This is a genomic window from Streptomyces sp. ISL-98 (genome assembly GCF_018614055.1).
GTDB lineage: Bacteria > Actinomycetota > Actinomycetes > Streptomycetales > Streptomycetaceae > Streptomyces > Streptomyces spiramyceticus.
The window spans coordinates 22,320-44,408 of sequence record NZ_JAGGPB010000060.1; the positions used below are offsets into that span (position 1 = coordinate 22,320).

A 22,089-nucleotide genomic window follows, 5' to 3' on the forward strand; every position below is an offset into this window, starting at 1 on the left:
TTGGTTACGGGCGCGGGGTCAAAGGACTCAGGCGGCGGCGGACTCGTCCATGCGCTGTCGCAGGCTCAGCGGGCGCATGTCGGTCCACACCTCGGCGATGCGGGACAGGCACTCCTCGCGGGAGCCCTCGGTCCCCTCCGCCCGCCAGCCGGCCGGGAGTTCACGCCCGGTGGCCCAGATCGAGTACTGCTCCTCGTCGTTCAGCACGACTCGGTACGTGAGGTCGTCGGACATTTCTGCTCCTTCGTGTAGTGAATTCACTCTTTCCAGAGATGGGAGATCTCACCGAAGTTGTGGTGCACCCATTCATCGGAGTAAATGGTGTCGAGATACCGGTCGCCGCCGTCCGGGAAAATCATCACGCAATGCGAACCTGCGGGAATGCGGTCCCGGTATTTCATGAGGGCGGCGACGGTGGCGCCGGACGAACCGCCGGCCAGGATCGCCTCGCGCCCGACGAGCCGGCGGCAGGCCGCGACGCACTCGATGTCGGACACGTGCACCACGTCGTCGGCGGCGCTGGGGTCCATCAGGGCCGGCACCACCGAGGCGCCGTGGCCCGGTATGAGCCGCTGGGTGGGCACCTGCCCGAAGATCGCACTGCCGACGGCGTCGACGGCGACGACCTTGGTGCCGAGCCCCTCCTTGCGGATGTACTGCGTGCAGCCGCGCAGGGTGCCGAAGGTGCTGACGGAGGCGAAGAGGTAGTCCACGTGGCCGTCCAGGACCGACGCGATCTCCCCCATGGTGCTTTCGTGCGCCCGCGGGTTGAGCGGGTTGGCGTACTGGTTGGGCCAGAACGAGTGCGGCGTACGCTCGACCAGCTCACGCACCCTGCGCAGCCGCACCGGCAGATACTCGCCGGTGACCGCGTCGCGTTCGGTGACGACCTCCACCTCGGCCCCGAAGGCCGCGAGGATGGAGAGGTTCTGCCCCGTGGTCTTGCCGTCGACGACGCAGATGAAGCGCAGTCCGAAGTACCGGCAGAGCTGGGCGAGACCGACCGCCAGGTTGCCCGAACTGGACTCGACGACCACCGAACGGCCCGGCTCCAGCTCGCCGCTCTTGATGGCGTCGACGAGCATCCGCGCCGCGGACCTGTCCTTGACACTGCCGCCCGGATTGAACCTCTCGACCTTTGCGTAGACCTTGGAAGGGAAGCCGGGCAGCAGGCTTTCCAATTCCACCAGCGGGGTGTTCCCGATGGTCTCAAGAATTCCTCTATACGGTTTGCCCGGCACGACTATCCCTTCATGGAAGGTACCGCCATTGAATTTCCGACCGAACACTTTGATTGTGCGTGTACGGGCTATACCGCCCCTATACGTACGCACCGCGCGGTCACCACTCGTCGTCGTCCGCGCCGACGCCGAAGCTCAACAGGTCGGCGTACTGCCCGGATTCGACCAGCGGCACAGCGGCCACCACGGCGTCCGGGTCGTCCACGGCGGCCTCGATCATGCGGAGGTACATGCCGGCGAACCGCTCGATCGTCGCCCTGTCGAAGAGATCGGTGGCGTAACGCAGGGCGACGGTGAGGCCGGTGGGGCTGATGCGCAGCTCCACATTGAGGTCCGACTGGCCCTCCATGTGCGGGATGTCGAGCCAGCGCAGCCGCAGCCCGTCCACCGAGGGCACCGGCAGTTTGTCCATGTCGACGAGCGTCACCGCCATCCGGAACGGGGGCGACCCGGCAGGTCCGGCTCCGGCGGGATAGCGCAGATGCGCCATGCCGCGCAGCAGCTGACCGTGTGCGGACGCCATGGCCTCGCGGAAGGTGGTGGAGGGTCCGAACGCGGACCGCAGCACCATGACGTCGACCAGGTAGCCCACCATGTCGGCCTTGCGTCGGCCGAAGCGGACGGAGGCCGGGCAGCCGATGAGGAAGTCCTCAAGTCCCGTACTGCGGTGGACCGCTGCCTGGAACGCGCCGAGGAGGAGCCCGAAGGGGGTGACCCGGGCGTCGCCCGCGGTCTGCCGCAGCCGCAGGGCGGAGGCGTCGTTGAGCTCGCACTGGTACGTCGCGCCCTGCGCCACGACCTGCCCGGAGCGGGGCCGGTCCGTCTGCAGCGTCCCGGCGACGGCGCCGTGGCGGACCCCGGCCCAGTACTCGTCGGCGCGGGCCTTGCCGGGGGAATCGCGCAACGCGCGTTCGTCGGCGGCGTGTTCGGCGAAGGTGGCGGGGAGCGGCGCCCAGTCGACCCCCTTGTACGCGTCGATCAGGTCGCGTACGAGCAACCAACTGCTGGTGGCATCGCTGGCGATGTGGTGCGCGGCGGTCACCAGCACGGCGTCGTCGGGTGCGCGGCGCAACAGCACGACGCGAAACGGCCATTCCTCCGCCAGCCGGAAGGGCGCGGCCCCGGCCGCCCGGGCGAGCTCCGCCAGCTCCTGGTCGGTCACCCCGGCCACGTCCCGGATCTCCAGCGGCACGTCGAGACCGGGGGCGAGGATGCGGGCGGGCCCGCCGTCCGCCTCGGTGAAGAGGGAGTGCAGCAGCTCGTGACGGTCGGCGACGGTGGCGACGGCGTGCGCCAATGCGGTGGTGTCCAGGGGGCCTTGGACTGCTAGGCCGACGACTACGTTGTAGGCGGGGCTGTGCGGTGCGAGGCTGTGCAGGAACCACATGGTCTCCTGCCCGGTGGTCAGGGGCAGCGGCATGATGGGGAACTCCTCAGGTTTGTGGTGGGTGGCGCGGAGGCGGGGCCGGCCTGCGGCCCTTCGGGCGTGTCCTCAAACGCCGGACGGGCTGATCTTTCAGCCGTCCGGCGTTTGAGGACCGGGGTCTGGGGCGGAGCCCCAGTTTCGGGAAGGGGCGGGGTGGGGAAGAAGCCCGCCGCAGGCGCCCCCGCGCTACGTGTTACGTGTTCTGTCCGGCGCCGCTCACGGCGTCGCGGTGGTTCGTACTACGGCCGCACCCAGCACACCCTGCGGGTCGACGGAGACCACCAGGACGACCCGCTCGGCGGTCGTCAACAACGAGGCCAGCTGCAGCACGCCGTGCGCGGCATAGCAGTCCCCAATGACCGCCTCACTCCAAAACAGCGGAGCCGAAAGCAACCCCGTCAGAGCCGCACTCTGCGCCGCATCCACCGCCGCCTCACCCGTCCGCCGCACAGCCACCACGTCGACCTGGCCAGGACCCACCCCGGCCCGCTCCAGCGCCTGCGCAACCGCCCCCCGCACCGCCGCCTCGTCCGCGACATCCACCGCCCGGACCAGCGTCCCCGCCAGCCGCGCGACCGGACGCCGGCCCGCGGCCTCCGCGACCTCCGGCCGCTCGACCACGAACATGGCCGCGCCCTCACCCGGCACCCCCGTCGACCGCTCGGCCGCAGCCCACCAGGCGCTCGCCGAGGTGAACTCCTCCGAGGCGCCCGCCAGTACGGTGTCCACGTGCCCGGCCCGCAGCGCCACCTGCGCGTGCCGCAGCGCCGCGACGCCCGCCAACGGCCCTGCCGCGACAGTCGAGTTCGCGCCGCGCAGCCCGAACCGTATGGCCATGGAAGCGGCCGCCGTGTTGATGATCGCGTTGGGCGCCTTGACGGCGTCGACAAGGTAGGGGCGGGCACGGAAGGAATCCGTGCCGAATTCGACCGCGCCGGTGATGCTTCCGGTGGTGGTCCCCACCGTGATGCCGATACGGTCCCTGACCTCGTCGGTCACCAGAAGACCCGCCGCCTCCATCGCCGCCTCGCCCGCCGCCATGGCGAGCAGCGTCGACCGGTGGCTGACCTTGGCCGTCTTGCGACCGACGCGGGCAGCCGCGTCGAATCCCGTGACGGCATGGGCGTACTCGACCGGCAGATCAGCCGCGTCGTCCACCACCGGAACGGGCCGCCCCTCCCCGCTGATCGTTCCGACCCCGGTGATCACCATCTCCGTCATGTCACTCTTCCCAGCAGGACGATCGCGTTGTTGCCGCCGAAGGCGAAGCCGTTGTTCTGCGCCACCCGGACGTCCGCCGTGCGGCTCGCATTGGGCACCGGGTCGATGCCCGCCAGCTCCGGGTCTGGCGTCCGGTGGTTGACCGTCGGGGGCAGGAAACCCTCGTGGATGCTCAGTGCGCAGGCGACCGCGCCGAGACCGGCCGCCGCCCCCATCGCGTGTCCGAGCATCGACTTGATGGAGCTCATCGGCGGCGGGGCCGCCCCGAACACCGCGCGCACCGCGTTGGACTCCACCAGGTCGTTCGCCTTGGTCCCGGTGCCGTGCGCGCAGATGTAGTCGACCTGGCCGGGTGTGACACCGGCCCGCTCGTGCGCTGTGCGTATGCAGCGGGCGATGCTGTCCTCGTCCGGTGCGACCGGGTGTTCGGCGTCGCACGTCATGCCGTACCCGAGGATCTCGGCGTAGATCCGCGCGCCGCGCGCCCGCGCCGACTCCAGTGTTTCCAGTACGAGCGCCACACCGCCCTCGGCGGTGATGATGCCGTCCCTGTCCCGGTCGAAGGGGCGGGAGCTGTCGGCGGCGAGTGCGCCGAGCCGGTGGAAGCCGGCGTGGATGAACCGCGCCACCGAATCCGCTCCGCCCGCGACCGCCGCGTCGGCCTCTCCGGCGTTGATGAGGTCGCAGGCGTACCCCAGGGCGTAGTTGCCCGCGGCGCACGCGGTGCCGAGGGTCATCACCTCGCCCTCGGCGCCCAGTTCGCGGGCCGCCGCCAGGGCGACCCGCGACGCGGGCACCCGGCGCGCGACGTCATGGTCGGGGAGCCCCCAGCCGTCCTCGTGCCAGCGCCTGGCCATTTCCTCAACCTGGACGATCTCGCCCGAGGTCGTGCCCATGACGACCGCGGTGCGCTCGCCCGACAGGTCGACGTCGCCCGCGTCCGTCGCGGCGAGCCTGGCGGCCGCCGCCGCGAACTGTGCCGAGCGCCCCCACTGTCCGGGGTCGATGCGCCGCACGATGTTCTCCGGCCGGAAACCGTCCACCTCACCCGCGGAGGTCCGCAGGAAGCCGGTGGTGTCGAAGCTCCGGATCGGCCCTGTGCCGCTCTTGCCCAGCCGCAGGGCGGCGGAGAAGTCGGTGATCCCCGTGCCGATGCCGGACACGGGGCCCATGCCCGTAATGACGATGCGCCGTGCCCCTGTCGCTGTCACTGTCACCACCCGGAGATTTCTGCCACCACTTCGTACGTGGCCCGCAGAGTGACCAGCCGCGGCACCTCGCCCTCAGGGATGTGGATGTCGTACTTCTTCTCCAGCTGCGAGAGCAGCTCGATGGCGAGCAGCGAATCGGCGTCCAGGTCGGTGACGAAGGACTCCGCGGCCTCGACCTCTTCGGGTTCCACGGAGAAGATGTCGGCCGCGATGTCGCGGATCTCGGCAATGCGGGCGGCGGTGTCGCCGGAAGCGGAGGCGGTCTGCTGCATGGTTCAGCTCCTCGATGTGTCGTTGTGGGCCAGGCTGGGAGCTACCGCTATACGACGCCTATACGCGCCGACGCGGCGTCCGGCGGGCGCGGCGGGCGCGGCGGGCAGCCGGTACGAAACAGCGCGGTGCCGCCCTGGCCGGGTTCGGCCGGGGCGACACCGCGCCGGATGTACGTCAGGTGCTCAGCCGGATGTACGTCAGGTGCGCATCCGTCGAGTCAGAGCTCGATTCCACCGTCCACCTGGAAGACCTGCCCGGTGATGTACGAAGCCTCGGGCGAGAGCAGGTAGGCGACCAGCGACGCGACTTCCTCGGGCCGGCCGAACCGCTTGAGCGGGATCCGCCGGATCATGTCCTTGGACGCCTTCTCCGTCAGTACGGAGGTCATGTCGGTGTCTATCATCCCGGGGGCGACGGCGTTGGCGCGGATGCCGTACCTGCCGCCCTCCTTGGCGAGCGAGCGGGTGAAGCCGATGATCCCGGACTTCGACGCGGAGTAGTTCGTCTGCCCCGCGTTGCCTGCGACTCCGGCGATCGAGGAGAGGGTGACCAGCGCACCGCCGCCCCGCTTGATCATCGGGAAGGCGACCGCCCGGCACAGGTTGTACGTGCCGTCGAGGTTGGTGCGCAGTACGGCGTCCCAGTCCTCGTCGGGCATGAGCGCCAGCGGGCTGTCGCGGGTGATCCCGGCCGAGGTGACCGCGGCCGTCACCGGGCCGAGCTCGTCCTCGGCGGTGGCCACGAACTCCCGTATCTGCGTACGGTCGGTGACGTCCACGCGGCGCGACAGGACCCGGCGGCCCAGCGCCCGTACCTCCTTCTCGACCAGGGCGGCCGCCTGCTCGTCGGCGCGGTAGCAGAAGCCGATGTCGTAGCCGTCGCGGGCGAGGCGCTCGACGACCGAGCGGCCGATGCCGCGCGAGCCTCCGGTGACCAGCGCGACTCCGGTGTTCTCATTTACTTCGGACATTCCACTCTCTCCTTACGCGTTCAGCAGGTCGGCGACGTCGCGGCCCGTCACCACGAAGGTGCCGACGCGCAGCACCTCGCGGCCGCCGGCATGGGTCTCGCCCGTGAGGACCGCCGTACCGGCCACGGACTTGACCAGCCGCACCCGGTGTTCGAGCACATCCCCGGGGTAGGCCCGGCCGCCGATGGCGACCTCGTTCACGGACCCGGCGAGTGCGGCCTTTCCGGTCAGCACGTCGGGGTTGGGGTCCTCCCACGCCGACAGCAGGACGGCGGACTGGGCCCACGATTCGAGTACGAGCGAGATCGGGTAGGCGTAGTCGGACGCGGCCGCCTCGTCGCCGAGGGGCGCGTAGCAGGGCTCGTTGCCCGAGATCGCCTTGTACGCCGTCAGGCTCACGCCCGGCACCACGTCGGTGGCTCGGTCGACCAGGAGGATCTGACCCCGGTGCGGGATGGTGCTCTTGATCCGCTCGAACCCGTAGGTCGTGGTCACGGTGGCGATCGCGGTCGTCGTCGTGGTCACGGTCGTGGTCACGGGCTTTCCTTGCGGCGGTAGCGGAGCCTGATGTCCGCGACCCTGCCGCGGTTGGTGACGACGGCGGCGCTGCACAGCAGCCCGGAGGCGGACCGCTCGACCGACACGTCGGCGAAGACCCGCTCGCCCGGGTGGACGGGGCTGTGGAAGCGGCAGCGGTCCAGTGCGGCGAGTTCCACTTCGTTGCCGGGCCCGGCCCACTGACGCACCGTGCGGTCCACGGCCTCGACCAGGTAGACGCCGGGCATCAGGTTGAAGCCCGGGTAGTGCCCGGCGATCGACGGATCGTCGTCGGGTACGTCGAAGGCGGTCGCGGCGCCCGAGGGGCCGCTGCGAATCAGTTCCGTTGCGCCGAGCGGGCTGGCGGCGCTCACCGGCGGCCCGCCGGAGTGCCCGTGCGCAGCACGACCGCCCCGGTCTGGCCGTCGGGGTCGACGGAGGTCACGAGTACGGGCCCGCCCTCGCCGGGGGCGGCGAGCGCCGCGGCGAGCTGGAGGGACGCGGAGGCGGCGGAGGCGTCGCCGATGAGCCGGCGCAGCCGCAGGCGGGGCGGCCTGGTGTCGCCGAAGACGTCGGCGAGCGCCGCGTCCTCGCGGGCGCCGAGCGGGCCTCCGCAGTCGGACGGTACGAGCAGGCCGACCTCGTCGGGGTGCACACCGGCTTCCTTGAGCGCCTCGGTGACGGCCCTGGTGACGGCGCGCTGGGCGCCGGCCGGGTCGGGGAAGGCGATGAAGCGGGAGCCGAGCAGGCCGGCGAGCGGCGTACGGCCGTGGGCGTCGGCCCGGCCGAGCGGCTCGATGAGGAACAGTGCACAGCCCTCGCCGAGCGGGCCCGCGGGCTGCCGGTAGGCACCGCCGCCGGTCCTCGACCGGTACTCCAGCCAGGCGCGATCCGCCGAGAACTCCTCGACCGCGCCGCACAGCACCGCCTCGCAGTGCCCCTGCCGCAGCAGCCGGGACGCGTAACTGAGGGCGAGCAGGCCGGTCAGGGCGCCGCCCGAGACGGTGGTGTTGGGGCCCCTGAGCGTGTGCCAGATGGCGCTCTGGCCGGCGGCGCGGTTCATCACCGTATTGGGGAAGCGGGCCGGGTCGACGTGGAACGGCTTGTCGCCGGTGAGGGCGTCGCGGGTGAAGTCCATGATGCTCTGGACGCTGCCGTGTCCGGTGCCGAGGACCATGCCGACGGCCTCGGGGTTGTCGTTGGCGAGGCCGGGCCCGGCCTCTTCGAGGAGCATCCCCGCGGTGGCCACGGCGATGGCGGTGGCCCGGTCCATGGCGCGGGTTCCCTTGCGGCCCAGGACCGCCTTGGCGTCGAAATCCGGTATGCGGCCCGCTCGTTCGAAGGGGCCGAGGTCCGTCGCGCCGTCTCCGGCGGTCACGGCGAGGCGGTCCTCGCGCACGCCCTCGGCGAAGGACTCGGCGCCGAGGCCGTAGGGGGAGGCCGCCGACCAGCCCGAGATGACCAGGGTGTCCGGGTCTGCCCCGGTGGCAAGACTGACGCTCATCGCTTTCTGCTCCTGTCGGTGGGTCACGTCAATTCCGGTACGTACGGACGGTCGCGGGGCGCGGCTTCCGGGAAGCACGCGCCGATCAGGCGGTGCACGGCCGCCGCGAAGCGCCGGGGCTGCTCGACCATGGCGAAGTGGCCGCAGTCGCCGAAGAGTTCGATGCGGGCGTCGGGCAGCGCGCCGGCGAGCGCACGGGCGTCGTCCGCGGACACCGAGACGTCGTCCTCGCCCGCGACGACGAGCACCGGCAGGCCGAGCGCGGCGACGTCCAGGAACGGGCTGCGCAGGTAGGCGCCGAAGAACTGCTGCCAGCCGTACGGCCCGATCCGGTCGCGCACCCGCAGCGCCACGTCGTGGCACATCTCGTCGGAGAGCCGTCCTTCGGATGTGATGCGCAGGCCCTCGTGGAGCAGGTGGTGGAAGCCGCCGAGGTAGTACGCCGCGTCGTCCCAGGAGAAGTCCCCGGGGCTGCGCCGGTGAAAGGGCGAGACGATCACCGCGGCGCGCGGCCGGTCGTGGCCGTCCCGCCGGGCGAGCGCTTCGAGTGCCGGGCCCGTCGCGAAGGAGTGCGCGACGAGTACGTCGACACCGCCCGGTACGGAGTCCAGCGCGTGGTCCACGTGGTCGACGGGGTCACCGGAGTGGCTCCAGCCGACGTGCCCCTCGGAGCCCCAGGGCAGCTCGGCCGCCCAGAACTCCACCTGGTCCACGGCCAGTCGCTCGTACTTCCGCCAGACCGCACCACTGCCGGCCAGCCCGTGCAGGGCGAGCAACCGCACCGGGCCGCTGCCGTCGCGGGCAGCGCGCCGCAGCCGGACAGCGGCCGTGCGGGAGCCGCCCGCGCTCATGCAGCGGCCCCGTCCCGGTACTTGCCGAGGATGAGTACGGCGTTGTTGCCGCCGAACGCGAGCGCGTTGTTCTGCACGATGTCGAGTTCGGCCTCGACCGCCTCGTTGGGTACGCAGTCCACGCCGCACTCGGGGTCGGTCTCGCGGTGGTTGATCGTCGGCGGGACGAAGCCCTCGGTGATCGCGAGGGCGCAGGCCGCCGCGGAGACCGCGCTGGCCGCTCCCATGCTGTGGCCGATCATCGACTTGATGGACACGGTGCGCGGCATGGCGTCCTCGCCGAACACCTGGCGGATGGCGCTGGCCTCCGTGATGTCGTTGGCCTTGGTGCCCGTGCCGTGCGCCGATACGAAGTCGATCCGGTCCGGGGTCACTCCGGCATTGCGGTGGGCGATCTCCATCGTCCTGGCAATGCTGTCGCGGTCCGGTGCGACGGGGTGCAGGGCGTCGCAGGCGAGCCCGTACCCCAGCACCTCAGCGTAGATCCGGGCGCCCCGGGCGAGCGCCGAGTCCAGGCTCTCCATCAGGAGGATGCCCGCGCCCTCGCCGGTGAGGATGCCTTCGCGGTCCTTGTCGAAGGGCCTGCACACCTCGGGGGCGATGGTGCCGAGCCGGTAGAAGCCGGTGAACGTCTTGCGGCACAGGGCGTCGGCGCCGCCGCACAGGGCGATGTCGACATCACCGCTGCGCAGGGCGTCGTAGCCGTATCCGACCGCGTAGTTGCCCGCCGCGCACGCGGTCGGGATCGTCACGGCCTCGACGTCTTCCAGCTCCAGCTCGCGGACGATGCCGGCGGAGAGCCGGCCCGCGGGGATGCGCCGGGCGACGACCGGCTCGTACTCCTCTGGGCCGTGTTCCAGGCCGGAGGCGACGAGCTGGTCGAGGTCGCGGGACTCGCCGTCCGTGGTGCCCACGGACACCAGGGACCGGCGGGCCCGTACGTCGTCCACGGTGATTCCGGCGTCGGCGACCGCCATGCGGGCCGCGGCCACCGAGAACTGGCTTGCCCTGCCCAGCTCTTCGGGGTCCTGGTTCCGGATCCAGTGCGCGGGCTCGAAGTCGGTGACCTCGCAGGCGTTGGCATGGTCGAATCCGGTCGTGTCGAATGCGGTGATCGGCTTGACGCCGCTGCGGCCCTCACGGAGTCCGGCGGCGAAGGCCTCGACACCGATGCCGATGCTGGTGACCACGCCGAGCCCGGTGATGACGACCCGGCGCCCGGCGTCTCGCACGTCGGTGCTCATCAGTTCTTGGCGGCTTCCGCGACCACGACGTACACACCCTCGAGGTTGACCATGCGGGCCAGGTCGTCCTGGTCGATGGTCACGTTCTGGGTGCGTTCGAGAGCGGCGAGGATCTCGATGGCGCGGAGCGAGTCCGCGTCGTGGTCCTCCTTGAAGAGGCTGGTCTCGGTGACCTCGTCCTCGTCGATCTCGAGAATGTCGCAGATGATTTCCTTGATCTCCTGCTTGCGGGCAGCGTCAAGTCCGGTCGTCAGGTCCACGTTGGTCATCTCGACTCCATGAGGGATCGGTGTCCGGGGCCCTTTGGCCCCGCCATCCGTTCGATGAGCCGAGACTGGATTCGCCTGCTATACGCGGCCTATACCGTTTCTGATCTCCGCCATCCAGCCGAGCTGGGCGGCGCGGACACCGGCCTGGAAGCGGCTGCGCGCGCCGAGCCGTGTCATGAGTTCGGCGGTGATGCGGCGCCCGGTGCGTACGGAGACGCCCAGTTTGCGGGCGACGACCTCGTCCGTGAGGCCTTCTCCGAGCAGTCTGAGTACGGCTCTTTCCTGGCTGGAGAGTTCCTCGGATTCGGACTCCCTGGGCTGCGGCCGGCCGCCGCTGAACGGGGTGGCGGCTTCCCAGACGTGGTCGAACAGCTCGCAGAGGGTGGCGATGATGCCGTGCCCGCGCAGTACGACGGCACCGGCCGCGGAGTCGTCGGGGTCGACCGGCAGAACCGCGACGGCGCGGTCGAAAATGAGCATCCGGGAGGGCAGCGAGACGATGGTGCGCACCTCGTCGCCGTGGGTGTGCAGCCAGCGCAGGTGCTCCACCGAGCCGGGGTCGTTGTGGACACTGTCGAGATAGACGCTGCGCATGACGACGCCGCGTGCGGCGAGCGCCTCGCAGAGCGGGCGGCTGGCCTTGCGGCCGCTCTCCGACTGGCCTCCGCCGGGTGCGAAGGTGAGGAGTTCGGACTCGCATTCCTGCGTTAATTCCTCGATGCGGAATCTAATACCTCCGATTCCGTCGAGCCGTTCCACCACGGAACTGCGCAAGTTCTGCTGGGCCGTCGCGTACTCGTCGATGAAGCGGGCGACTTCGACGCGGGACTCGGCGATTTTCCGCTGCTTCTCCAGGAATTCACCTTCCCGCCGGGCGAGGAGTTCCTGGAGTCCGATCTCGGGGCTCACGACGCGCAGTCGGCTGGGTTCGTCCCAGGAAGGCTTGATGAGGGAGAGCCGGGCGCACTCGTCGAGTGCCGAACGGACCTGCTCGGCAGGCCAGTCCAAATATGCCACCAGTTCCTCCACCCCGGAATCCGGCCGGTGGAGCATGGCTCTGTAGACCTCCGCCGCATGTGTACTCAACCCCAGCGGTTCAAGCATGAACATCCCCCGCCCCCGTCCTGCATACAAACTCCTCGACATTATGTGGAGTTCGATTGGGATGGCAACGAACAAGTGATCAAACTGAAAAGTAACAAAGGGCCCGCCCCAACCGGGGCGGGCCCTTCCAGTTACCGAAGAGTGAGCATTCGATCGCAGCGAGCGATCGGCCGACAATCAACAGGCGATCGGCGGGCGGTCCATGGGCATTCAGTCCCAGATCGGGTCCATCGGAGCCTCGGGCGCCGAGTCCCAGATCGGGTCGAGCGTGGCGTCGACGGGTGCCAGATCCCAGATCGGGTCCAGCAGCGCACCGGCCGGAACGGCATCCCAGATCGGGTCCTGCTCCGGAGCGGAGACGACCCGCACCCCGGCCGGAGCCGCCGTCGCCGCCGACACGGTCACTCCGCCGGCAAACCCGGCGGTGACGACGGTCAGGGTGACTATGGCGCTACGCAGCAGGTTAATACGCATGAATCTATTGCCCCCTAGGCAGTTCGGTTACCGGTCGGCTCCCCTGCCGTCCGATGACGAAATTCTTGCCCGGACACCCGCTCGCTCACCAGGAATTACGGGTGCAGGGAGTTCCGCTGGCAAGGTGCTGACAGCGGAATACATCCCACCGTTTCACCTGTAAACAAGCCGTGTAGAAACAGTAGAGGCCGCTGAACTACCTCTTTCCCGCATGACCGTGCTTTCGGAACCGACCGCCGTGCGGCTCGAACCGCCCCCGCCGCCCCGCCCGACACTCCGCTCCAGGACCGCGGAACTCCACGCGGTGCAGCATGATGCCAAGTCAGGACCCGACCCCCGGGCCACCGAACGCCAGCATGCCAAGGGCAAATTCACCGCCCGTGAACGTCTGGCGCTGCTCTTCGACGCGGGCTCCTTCACCGAGGTCGAGTCGCTGCGCCGGCACCGTGCCACCGGCTTCGGCCTGGAACACAAACGCCCGCACACCGACGGAGTCGTCACCGGCTGGGGCACGGTCGACGGCCGGACCGTATTCGCGTACGCCCATGACTTCCGCATCTTCGGCGGTGCGCTCGGAGAGGCCCACGCCGAGAAGATCCACAAGCTGATGGACCTGGCCGAGTCGGCGGGCGCGCCACTCGTGTCGCTCAACGACGGAGCGGGCGCCCGTATCCAGGAAGGCGTCACCGCGCTGGCCGGATACGGCGGCATCTTCCGTCGCAACGCCCGCTGTTCCGGGGTGATCCCGCAGATCAGCGTCATGCTCGGCCCCTGCGCGGGCGGCGCCGCCTACTCCCCCGCGCTCACCGACTTCGTCTTCATGGTGCGCGGCACCTCGCAGATGTTCATCACGGGACCCGATGTGGTGCAGGCGGTGACCGGCGAGAGCATCGACCAGAACGGTCTCGGCGGCGCCGACGTCCATGCCGGCACGACGGGCGTGGCAGCTTTTGCCCACGACGACGAGGAATCCTGCATCGAAGAGGTCAGGCACCTGCTGTCGCTGCTGCCCGCCAACAACCGTGAACTGCCGCCGCACCAGCCCACCGACGACCCGGCGGACCGCAGCTGCGACGCCCTGCTCGACCTGGTGCCCGCCGATCCCACCCGTTCGTACGACGTCACCGACGTCATCGGCGAGATCGTCGACGACGGCGACTGGACCGAGGTGCACGCGGGCTGGGCCGGCAACGTGGTGTGCGCGCTGGCCCGGCTCGACGGCCATGTCGTGGGCATCGTCGCCAACCAGCCCGCCGTACTCGCCGGCGTACTCGACATCGCGGCCTCGGAGAAGGCGGCGCGCTTCGTGCAGACCTGCGACGCCTTCAGCATCCCGCTGGTGACGCTGCTGGACGTGCCGGGCTTCCTGCCGGGGCGCGACCAGGAGCACGGCGGCATCATCCGGCACGGCGCGAAGCTGCTGTACGCGTACTGCACCGCGACTGTGCCGCGCGTCCAGCTGATCCTGCGCAAGGCGTACGGCGGCGCGTACATCGTCATGGACTCGCGCTCCATCGGCGCGGACCTGTCCTTCGCCTGGCCGTCCAACGAGATCGCCGTGATGGGCGCGGAAGGCGCGGCCAATGTCGTCTTCCGCCGGGAGATCGCGGCCTCGCCGGACCCGGAGACGGCCAGGGCGCGGCTGGTCGAGGAGTACCGGTCCTCGCTGATGCACCCGTACTACGCCGCCGAGCGCGGCCTCGTCGACGACGTCATCGACCCGGCCGAGACCCACGCGGTACTGATCCGCTCCCTCGCGATGCTGCGCACCAAGCACGCGTCGCTGCCCGAACGCAAGCACGGCATCCCGCCGCTCTGACGCTCTTGTCCGCGTATTCGAGGAGGTCCTCAATTGACCAGCAACGATCCGCCGCCCCAGCCCCTGATCCGCGTCGTACGCGGTGAGCCCGCCCCTGACGAACTGGCCGCCCTGACCGCGATTCTGCTGAGCCGCTCCCAGGCGGCCCGGCCCGCGCCGGGACCGCCGCCGAGGGACACCGCGCGCTGGCGCGACCCGTCGGTCTTCCGGGCTCCGGGCGACTGGACGGCCCCCTGAGCCTCCTGCCCCGGATCCGGCCGCCCCTTGGTCGGCAGCCCCCTGAGCCGGCAGTGCCCCGCCGCGCATCCCCCCGCGGCGGGGCACTGCCTTTCCCGTGGAGGGTCAGCGGTTGAACTGGGAGCCGAGGGCGGCTCCGGCGGCGACGGTGCCCAGTGTGGGGGCGCCGAAGGTGAAGGATCCGGTGGCGGTGATGCCCGCCGTGGTGCCGGGGAGGACCCAGACGGAGCCCTCGCCAGCGTTCTCGCGCGGGGCGCCGACGACGAGTTCGGCGCGGGAGTCGCGGTTGGTGTCCACGAGCTTCACCGCGAGGCCGAAGAAGTCGTCGGTCTCCGCCGCGCCGCCCACTCCGGGGGTGTCCTGGTTGAAGCCCTGGGCGCCGGTGCCGGTCGGGCCGGTGGCCGAGCCGCGCATGACGATGACCGACCCCGCGCGCTTGAGCGTGCCGAGTGCTTCACCGAAGACACCGATCGCGATGTCGCCGTAACCGTCGCCGTTCACGTCGTCGACCGACACCGAGCTGCCGAACGCGTCGTCGTTCTCGGCCGCGCCCGGGATGCCGGGGCTGTCCTGGTTGAAGACCTTCGCCTTGGTGCCCTGCGGGCCGGTCGCGCTGCCGGGTACGTACGTGATCATGCCGCCCTTGGCCATCGGGATGTCCACGTCGCTGTCGTAGCCGTCGACGGAGCGGCCGACGACGAGGTCGGCGTAGCCGTCCTTGTTCACGTCGCCCGCCGCGATGTGCTCGCCGCCCTCGATTGCGTAGCCGTTGGTGCCGACGACCGTGGCGGCCGGTGCGAAGCCCTCCGGCGTACCCCGCCAGTAGCGGATGAACCGGGAGTCCCACTCGTCGCCGCTGTTCAGCACGGCCACGAGGTCGTCGGTGCCGTCGCCGTTCACGTCCCCCACGGAGGTGTCGAGGAAGCGGAGGTCGTCCATGTCGGGGATCTCGGACGTGGCGCGGGCGGCGCCGTCGCGGCCGAACGGGCCCGAAAGGACGCGGACGTGACGGGACTCCGCGATGCTCGCGACGTCCGGGGTGCCGTCGCCGTCGAAGTCACCGGCCTTGACCATGCCGCCGACCGTCTCGTACAGCGACTTGCCCTCGGCCAGCACCGCAGCGCCTGCCAGGCCCTTCGCACCGCCCCAGATGACGGACAGCGAACCGGCGTCGGCGACGGTGCCGATGTCCTCGCCGGTGGCGCCGACGATCAGGTCGGCGTATCCGTCGCGGTCGAGGTCCTCGGTCATGACCGCGGTGCCAAAAGCATCACCGGCCTCGGGGGCGCCGGGTATGCCTTCGGTGGCCTGGCTGAAGACCTGCTTGGACGCGGTCCTGAGACCGGAGGCGGAGCCGTACACCACCGCGACATAACCGGCCTTCGCCTTGCCGTTGACCGTGGCCGAGGGAGCGGTGACCGCGACGTCCGCGTAGCCGTCGCCGTTGAAGTCGTCGCCTCTGGTGGTCGTGGTGGCCGCCTGGGCGGGCGACGACGCGACAGCCGGTACGGCGACGACGGCGGACACCACGGCGGCGGCGAGGGCGACACTCGTGCGGAGCGCTTTGGCAGGCACGCTGACTCCTTACGGGAAAGGCGAACGGTGCCGGAGCAGTCAGCTCCGTACACGCCTCACCAGACACGCGGCCGCGCCAAATGGTTGCCCTCGGGTTAACTCCCGCCGACGACAGCGGAACTGGCGACAAGGACGAACCCGACGGTGACGAGCAGCGTCCGTACGAGATGCAGCCGGTTCCACCGCGCCTCGAGCGCCTCACGCACCTGGCGATCCCCCGTCCCGGCCTGCTCGGATGCGGCGAGGGCGTTGTTGAGGGGAATGTTCCCGGCGACGGTGACGAGGTGATTGACCACCACGCACGCCAGCCCGGCCCCGAGCAGCCCCCATTGCGTACCGGACCGGTCGTCGCCGGGAACGGCGAGGGCGGCGACCGGAAAGACCACCGAGGCGAGCATGACGCTGACGAACACCGCACCCGGCACTTCCTCGTTGATGCGCCGCATGGCAGCCACGAACTGCTCGTCCGTGAGCCGCGCGAGGGCGGGCATGATCCCGGTCAGGAAGATCAGCATGAACCCGGCGTAGAGCCCGGTGGCGACGACGGCAAGGACGAGCAGCAGAGTGGCCATGGCGCACATCATGGCGCGTCCGGCTCCCACGGGGGCTCAATTCAGTCCGTGGGGTCCCCCCCTGGACGCAGTCCTTGGGGGAGTTCGAGGACCGCACCCGCACCCCCACCCGCCTCAGGACACAACGTCCTTACGCCCGAACCCCCTGAACGCGAGGGCAACAAGCACCACCGCATACGTGACCGAAACCGCCGCCCCCTTGAGCATCCCGCCCCACTCCAGCTCCGGCTGAAGCGCATCCGCCCAGGCGAACTGCCAGTGCGCCGGCAAAAAATCACGCCAGGCCCCGAGCGCCGTCACCGCATCCAGCACGTTGCCGACGATCGTCAGACCCACAGCCCCACCGACCGCCCCCAGCGGAGCATCGGTCTTCGTGGACAGCCAGAACGCCAATCCAGCAGTGACCAGTTGCGACACAAAAATGAACGCGACAACGAGCGCGAGCCGAGGCACCGCATCCCCCGCGGCCAGCGACCCGCCGGTCGGCAGTTCCAGCGCCCCCCACCCGTACGCGATGGACCCCCCCGCCAGCGCCACGACCGGCAGCAGCACCATCGCCGCCAGGCTGAATCCCAGCGCCACCGCGAGCTTGCTCCACAGCAGCCGGGCGCGCGGCACGGGCGCCGCCAGCAGGTAGCGCAGCGAGGACCAGTTGGCCTCGGAAGCCACCGTGTCGCCGCAGAACAGCGCCACCGGAACCACCAGCAGGAACCCCGCCGACACGAACAGGCACGTCGCCGCGAAATTGGCACCGGACGCGGTCGCGGTGTCCATCAGGGTCACCCGGCCGCTGTCCGCACTGGGCGTGCCGCCGATCGCGAACGCCGCGATCAGGACGAGGGGCAGCGCGCCCAGCACCAGGGCCATCACCATCGTGCGCCGCCTGCGCCACTGCCGCATGGCTTCGACGCGCAGCGGCAGGGTGTGCCCGGCCCGGTAACCGGACGCGGCCTCAACGACATTGGTGCTCATGCGGAAGAGCCTCCGATCAGAGTGAGGAACGCATCCTCCAGGCGACGGTTCGGCCCGACACCCGTCAACGGGACATCCAGCCGGACCAGTTCGCCGATGAGCTCGGCCGGCGACGCGCCCTCCAGCCGTACGAGCAGGCCTTCCTCCGTCCGTACGGCGGACCCGATGCCCGGCAGCGCGCCGACCTTCTCGGCCATCGCCTCCGACACCTCGCTCTCCGTCGTCACGAGCAGGGTGTCTCCCCCGCCGGTGATCTCGGCGACGGGACCGGCCTGCATCAGCCGCCCACGGTCCATGACCACCAGGTGGGTGCAGGACTGCTCGACCTCCGAGAGGAGGTGGCTGGAGACGATGACGGTCCGGCCTGCGGCGGCGTAACGGATCATCACGTCCCGCATCTCGCGGATCTGCGGCGGGTCGAGACCGTTCGTCGGCTCGTCGAGTATGAGCAGGTCCGGCAGCCCGAGCATGGCCTGGGCGATGGCGAGGCGCTGCCTCATACCTTGCGAGTACGTCCGTACGGCCCGCTCCAGGGCATTGCCGAGCCCCGCGATCTCCAGGGCCTCCTCCAGATGGGAGTCCTCGACGGGCCTTCCGGTCGCCTTCCAGTACAGGTCGAGGTTGGCCCGCCCGCTGAGGTGCGGCAGGAAGCCCGCGCCCTCGACGAACGAACCGGCGCGCGACAGCACGGGGGATCCCGGCCTGATGGCGTGCCCGAAGACCCGGATCTCGCCGCTGTCGGGCGTGATGAGGCCCATCAGCATGCGCAGGGTGGTGGTCTTGCCCGCGCCGTTCGGCCCGAGCAGCCCCAGAACCTGCCCCTTCTCCACCCGGAACGAAAGGTCCCGTACGGCGTACCGGTCGGCGGACTTGGCGTACCGCTTCGTCAGGTCCGTGATCTGCAGAGGCACCTCGGCGAGCGCCGGATCCGGCGCGGGCGCGGCGGCCCGCCGCCGCGCGGTGAGCAGCAGCACGGCGGCCAGGGCCGCGCCACCGGCCGGCAGCCCCCAGACCCACCAGGGCAGCGCGGCCGCCTGGGTCTTCACGCCTGGCGCGGTCGGCACGGTGAGCGCCCCGTCGCCTTCGAGGGAGACGGTGTACGCCGCCGGGTCGGCCGGGGACGCGTACCCGAGGTCGGTGGCGGCGAGGACGAGGCGGAGCCGGTGCCCGGCCCTGACCTCGTGGTCGACGGCCGGAAGCTTCAGCTCGACGGTGGCGCCGTCCTTGGCACCGGCGCCGGTGACGCGGACTGGTGCGACGAGCTGCGAGGGCAGCACCTGCCGGCGCCCGTCCGCACTCACGTCGTACACCTTGCCGAACAGCACGACATCGCCCTGCTCCGACCGAACCTTGACCCGTACGGTCGGTGAGCCGGTGATGCGCAGATCGGAGGCAACGGCCCCGGTTTCGAAGCGTGCGTACTGGCCGGGAAAGTCGAGGGACAGCCCCACCCCGAGCCCGGACAGCTGGGACAGAGCGCCGATGCCCGGCACGGCGGAGATGGCGGGCGGGTTGGCCCCGGCCGGATTCTCGAAGGTCTGCTCGCGCTTGCCGGCGAGCTTCAGTTCCCGCTCGCCGCCCCCGAGGCCCGGGTAGCGATCACTCGTGGCACCTCTCAACTGGGCGGCGCCATCGGTGGAACTGACGCCTCCGGTGCGGGTGACACGGAAGGCGGGCCCGGTGTCCGCGCCCTTGTTCCCCTTCAGGTAGCGGTCGAACCAGTCGGTGATCCGCCCCTCCACCCGGGAGGTCTCGCGGTCCCCTCCGTCGTGCCCACCCGCGATCCAGTCGACGGCGACGGGTGCGCCGTTGCCCCTGATGGCCTGTGCCATGGCGTCGGCCTGGCCGAGCGGGAAGAGCGAGTCGTTCTGTCCCTGCACGATGAGCGCGGGCACCTTGATGCGGTCGCCGACTGCCGAGGGGCTGTGCGCCTCCAGCAGCTCACGGGCGGCCGTGTCCGGCTTCCCGGCGACCGCGACCCGCTCATACATCTCGCAGAGCTGCTTTTCGAACCTCTCGCACCCGCCGCCCGTGTTGATGAAAATCCCGGCCCAGAGTTTCTTGAAGACCCCGTCGGGGAAGAGCGAGTCGGCCAGGTTCCAGTAGGTGATCTGCGGCGCGATGGCGTCGACCCGCTTGTCGTGACCGGCGGCGAGCAGCGACACCGCCCCTCCGTACGACGAGCCGCTCACGCCGACGCGCGGGTCGCCGTCCCCGTCGAGCCGCACCTCGGGGCGGTCCGCGAGCCAGTCGATCAGCCGCGACACGTCCTTGACCTCGCCGTCCGGATCGTTCAGCCCGATCTTCCCGGTGGACTTCCCGAAGCCGCGCGCCGACCAGGTCAGCACGGCGTACCCGTCCCTTGCCAGCTGTTCCGCCTGCGCCTGTACGTCGCGCTTGCTGCCGCCGAAGCCGTGCCCGAGCAGCACGGCGGGCCGCTTGGCGTCGACGCCGCTGCCGCCGCCCGCGGTGAAGAACGAGGTGTCGATCTTCACCCCGTCCATGCGCATGATCCGTTCCTCGCGGTGCACAGTGGGTGCGCTGTCGGAGGCGGCAGCCGTCCATGTGCCGGCCCCCGCCAGGACGGCACACGCGGCTACCGCACCGGTGAGCACCCGGCTGCGGGGAATCCGTAGCTTCATGTCTGAACCCTAGGTCCCGGGTATGACAGCCGAAGCTGCCCCCAGATGGAACTCTCTGGAGTACGCAAGGAGTACGAGGCCTTCGCCCCGTACCGCAGTGGGAGTAGTGAGGGGCAGTACCCATGGACATCCGGATGGACATCCGACGCGCGACGACCGTGGCCGAGCTGACCGCCGCCGAGCACCTCTACGACGGCCCGGCCCGCCCCGAATGGGCCGAGCGCTTCCTGGCGGCGCCCGGCCATCTGATGCTCATCGCGTACATCGCGGGGGTGCCGGCCGGAATGGTCTCGGGCATCGAGATGACCCATCCGGACAAGGGCACCGAGATGTGCCTGTACGAGCTGTCGGTCGACGAGCCGTACCGGCGGCGCGGCATCGGCCGTGCCCTGACCCGGGCGCTGGCGGCGGTCGCGCGCGAGCGCGGCTGTTACGACATGTGGGTCGGGGTCGAGCGCGACAACGATGCGGCGCTCGCGGCGTACCGCTCGGCGCAGGCGCAGGACGACGGCGATTTCGCCATGCTGACCTGGCCACTGACCTGACTCCGCCGGCCTCCACGGGCCTCCACTTACCTCCGGTAATGCCTTCATGTGCACCCGTCCACCACACGGGCCCCTGACCTGCACATCCGCACCACGTATCGGCACCGTCCAGACCGTAAGTTGCCCGGGATCCGGTCAACGAAAGGTCAGGTGCACAAGAATGAGACTCACCTTCCGCCGCGCAGGGACCCTGATACCCGTCATAGCCCTCACCACCGGTTTCCAGCTGGCGGGCCCGCCCGCCGCACAGAGCGCACCGCTCATCGACCTGCGCCTGGCGCCTGCATCAACCGCCGTCGAAAACAGCTGGATTGTCGTCCTGAAGGACGGCACGACCAGCGCGGCCGACCTGGGCGTAACCCCGCATCACGTCTACCGCAGCGTCCTCACGGGCTTCTCCACCACCATGTCCAAGGCTCAGGCTGCCGAGCTGGCGTCGGACCCGAAGGTGGCGTACGTCGAACAGGACGCCCGGGTCCGGCTCACCGAGACGCAGACCAACGCCACCTGGGGCATCGACCGCATCGACCAGCGGAACCTCCCGCTCTCGACGACGTACACGCACAACACCACCGCGTCGAACGTCTCGGCGTACATCATCGACACCGGAATCCGCACCTCGCACAGCGAGTTCGGCGGCCGCGCCAAGATCGGCACCGACACGGTGGGCGACGGCCGCAACGGCCAGGACTGCCAGGGCCACGGCACACATGTGGCGGGCACGGTGGGCAGCAAGAAGTACGGCGTGGCCAAGGCGGTCAACCTGGTCGGCGTACGCGTGCTGAACTGCCAGGGCTCGGGTACGACGGCGGGCGTCATCGCCGGCGTCGACTGGGTGACCGCCAACGCCAGGAAGCCGGCCGTGGCGAACATGAGCCTGGGCGGCGGCGCCAGCACGGCCCTGGACAACGCGGTGAAGCGGTCCGTGGCCTCCGGCGTCAGCTATGCGGTCGCGGCGGGCAACGGCAACATCCTCGGCTGGCCCGCGAACGCGTGCAACTCCTCCCCGGCGCGCGTCCCCGAGGCCATCACGGTGGGCGCGACCGACAGCGCCGACCGCCGGGCATCCTTCTCCAACTACGGGACGTGCCTGGACCTGTTCGCCCCGGGCGTGAAGGTCACGTCGGCCTGGAAGGACAACGACACGGCCACGAACACCATTTCCGGTACGTCGATGGCCGCCCCGCACACAGCAGGCGTTGCCGCCCTCTACGTCTCGGAACACCCCACCGCAACCCCGGCGCAGGTCCGCGACGCGCTGGTGAACAACGCGACCCCGGGCAAGGTCCAGGACCCGCTCACCGGCTCCCCGAACCGGCTGCTGCACTCCCTCTTCTGACCGGATCTCCCGCACCGTGACGAGCGACCGGCCGCCACTGAACCCAGTGGCGGCCGGTCGGGT

The 22,089-nt window shown here is 70.4% G+C and carries 23 protein-coding genes; 4 read left to right on the forward strand and 19 right to left on the reverse strand.

The window, feature by feature from the left end; genetic code table 11:
• Positions 1-27 precede the first annotated feature (27 nt).
• The 15 genes from J7I98_RS33125 to J7I98_RS33195 all read right to left on the reverse strand — a co-directional run bounded on the left by J7I98_RS33125 (position 28) and on the right by J7I98_RS33195 (position 12,325).
• Positions 28-234, reverse strand: a complete 207-nt coding sequence (locus J7I98_RS33125; protein ID WP_214928764.1) for an MbtH family NRPS accessory protein — start codon at positions 232-234, stop codon at positions 28-30.
• Positions 235-257: 23 nt separating this feature from the next.
• Positions 258-1,241, reverse strand: a complete 984-nt coding sequence (gene sbnA / locus J7I98_RS33130; protein ID WP_214928765.1) for a 2,3-diaminopropionate biosynthesis protein SbnA — start codon at positions 1,239-1,241, stop codon at positions 258-260.
• A gap of 100 nt (positions 1,242-1,341) precedes the next feature.
• Entirely contained in the window at positions 1,342-2,661 is a 1,320-nt protein-coding gene (locus J7I98_RS33135; RefSeq protein ID WP_214928766.1) for a condensation domain-containing protein, read from the reverse strand.
• A 222-nt stretch (positions 2,662-2,883) separates the two neighbouring features.
• Complete coding sequence (locus J7I98_RS33140; RefSeq protein WP_214928767.1) at positions 2,884-3,888, reverse strand: beta-ketoacyl synthase N-terminal-like domain-containing protein; 1,005 nt, start codon at positions 3,886-3,888, stop codon at positions 2,884-2,886.
• Complete coding sequence (locus J7I98_RS33145; protein WP_214928768.1) at positions 3,885-5,099, reverse strand: beta-ketoacyl synthase; 1,215 nt, start codon at positions 5,097-5,099, stop codon at positions 3,885-3,887. The genes J7I98_RS33140 and J7I98_RS33145 overlap by 4 nt, the downstream gene beginning before the upstream one ends.
• Before the next feature lie 2 nt (positions 5,100-5,101).
• Positions 5,102-5,371, reverse strand: coding sequence for an acyl carrier protein (locus tag J7I98_RS33150; RefSeq protein WP_214928769.1), 270 nt, complete (start codon positions 5,369-5,371; stop codon positions 5,102-5,104).
• A gap of 218 nt (positions 5,372-5,589) precedes the next feature.
• On the reverse strand, positions 5,590-6,342 hold the full coding sequence (gene fabG, locus J7I98_RS33155) for a 3-oxoacyl-[acyl-carrier-protein] reductase (protein WP_214928770.1): 753 nt from the start codon (positions 6,340-6,342) through the stop codon (positions 5,590-5,592).
• A gap of 12 nt (positions 6,343-6,354) precedes the next feature.
• On the reverse strand, positions 6,355-6,879 hold the full coding sequence (locus J7I98_RS33160; RefSeq protein WP_308378029.1) for a 3-hydroxyacyl-ACP dehydratase: 525 nt from the start codon (positions 6,877-6,879) through the stop codon (positions 6,355-6,357).
• Positions 6,876-7,253: a 3-hydroxyacyl-ACP dehydratase FabZ family protein gene (locus J7I98_RS33165; RefSeq protein ID WP_214928771.1), complete on the reverse strand. Its 378-nt coding sequence runs from the start codon at positions 7,251-7,253 to the stop codon at positions 6,876-6,878. The genes J7I98_RS33160 and J7I98_RS33165 overlap by 4 nt, the downstream gene beginning before the upstream one ends.
• On the reverse strand, positions 7,250-8,383 hold the full coding sequence (locus J7I98_RS33170; protein ID WP_214928772.1) for a beta-ketoacyl synthase N-terminal-like domain-containing protein: 1,134 nt from the start codon (positions 8,381-8,383) through the stop codon (positions 7,250-7,252). The genes J7I98_RS33165 and J7I98_RS33170 overlap by 4 nt, the downstream gene beginning before the upstream one ends.
• 23 nt (positions 8,384-8,406) lie before the next feature.
• Positions 8,407-9,234, reverse strand: a complete 828-nt coding sequence (locus tag J7I98_RS33175; RefSeq protein ID WP_214928773.1) for an alpha/beta fold hydrolase — start codon at positions 9,232-9,234, stop codon at positions 8,407-8,409.
• Positions 9,231-10,478, reverse strand: coding sequence for a beta-ketoacyl synthase (locus J7I98_RS33180; protein WP_214928774.1), 1,248 nt, complete (start codon positions 10,476-10,478; stop codon positions 9,231-9,233). Before J7I98_RS33180 ends, J7I98_RS33175 begins: the two co-directional genes overlap by 4 nt.
• Positions 10,478-10,747: an acyl carrier protein gene (locus J7I98_RS33185; protein ID WP_214928775.1), complete on the reverse strand. Its 270-nt coding sequence runs from the start codon at positions 10,745-10,747 to the stop codon at positions 10,478-10,480. The genes J7I98_RS33180 and J7I98_RS33185 overlap by 1 nt, the downstream gene beginning before the upstream one ends.
• Positions 10,748-10,825: 78 nt before the next feature.
• Complete coding sequence (locus J7I98_RS33190) at positions 10,826-11,851, reverse strand: LuxR family transcriptional regulator (RefSeq protein WP_214928776.1); 1,026 nt, start codon at positions 11,849-11,851, stop codon at positions 10,826-10,828.
• 210 nt (positions 11,852-12,061) lie between these two features.
• The gene (locus tag J7I98_RS33195) at positions 12,062-12,325 is read right to left on the reverse strand and encodes a hypothetical protein (RefSeq protein WP_214928777.1); all 264 of its coding nucleotides are present in this window, start codon (positions 12,323-12,325) and stop codon (positions 12,062-12,064) included.
• A gap of 211 nt (positions 12,326-12,536) precedes the next feature.
• Between J7I98_RS33195 and J7I98_RS33200 the strand changes: the two genes are divergently transcribed.
• Together J7I98_RS33200 and J7I98_RS33205 are read left to right on the forward strand one after the other, a co-directional pair.
• On the forward strand, positions 12,537-14,144 hold the full coding sequence (locus J7I98_RS33200) for an acyl-CoA carboxylase subunit beta (protein WP_214928778.1): 1,608 nt from the start codon (positions 12,537-12,539) through the stop codon (positions 14,142-14,144).
• A 33-nt stretch (positions 14,145-14,177) separates the two neighbouring features.
• Positions 14,178-14,381 carry an acyl-CoA carboxylase subunit epsilon gene (locus tag J7I98_RS33205; protein WP_214928779.1) on the forward strand — a complete coding sequence of 68 codons (204 nt, stop codon included), beginning with the start codon at positions 14,178-14,180 and terminating at the stop codon, positions 14,379-14,381.
• A 105-nt stretch (positions 14,382-14,486) separates the two neighbouring features.
• On the opposite strand, the gene J7I98_RS33210 is transcribed toward J7I98_RS33205, so the two are convergent.
• From J7I98_RS33210 to J7I98_RS33225, 4 genes are all read right to left on the reverse strand, one after another.
• Positions 14,487-15,956, reverse strand: a complete 1,470-nt coding sequence (locus tag J7I98_RS33210) for an FG-GAP-like repeat-containing protein (RefSeq protein WP_214928780.1) — start codon at positions 15,954-15,956, stop codon at positions 14,487-14,489.
• Positions 15,957-16,051: 95 nt separating this feature from the next.
• Complete coding sequence (locus tag J7I98_RS33215; protein ID WP_214928781.1) at positions 16,052-16,528, reverse strand: DUF1772 domain-containing protein; 477 nt, start codon at positions 16,526-16,528, stop codon at positions 16,052-16,054.
• Between the two features lie 114 nt (positions 16,529-16,642).
• Complete coding sequence (locus tag J7I98_RS33220) at positions 16,643-17,500, reverse strand: ABC transporter permease (RefSeq protein ID WP_214928782.1); 858 nt, start codon at positions 17,498-17,500, stop codon at positions 16,643-16,645.
• Positions 17,497-20,142 carry an alpha/beta fold hydrolase gene (locus tag J7I98_RS33225; RefSeq protein WP_214928783.1) on the reverse strand — a complete coding sequence of 882 codons (2,646 nt, stop codon included), beginning with the start codon at positions 20,140-20,142 and terminating at the stop codon, positions 17,497-17,499. Before J7I98_RS33225 ends, J7I98_RS33220 begins: the two co-directional genes overlap by 4 nt.
• Before the next feature lie 134 nt (positions 20,143-20,276).
• Between J7I98_RS33225 and J7I98_RS33230 the strand changes: the two genes are divergently transcribed.
• Both J7I98_RS33230 and J7I98_RS33235 read left to right on the forward strand, forming a co-directional pair.
• Positions 20,277-20,687: a GNAT family N-acetyltransferase gene (locus J7I98_RS33230; protein ID WP_214928806.1), complete on the forward strand. Its 411-nt coding sequence runs from the start codon at positions 20,277-20,279 to the stop codon at positions 20,685-20,687.
• Positions 20,688-20,847: 160 nt separating this feature from the next.
• On the forward strand, positions 20,848-22,026 hold the full coding sequence (locus tag J7I98_RS33235; RefSeq protein WP_214928784.1) for a S8 family peptidase: 1,179 nt from the start codon (positions 20,848-20,850) through the stop codon (positions 22,024-22,026).
• Positions 22,027-22,089: the final 63 nt, after the last annotated feature.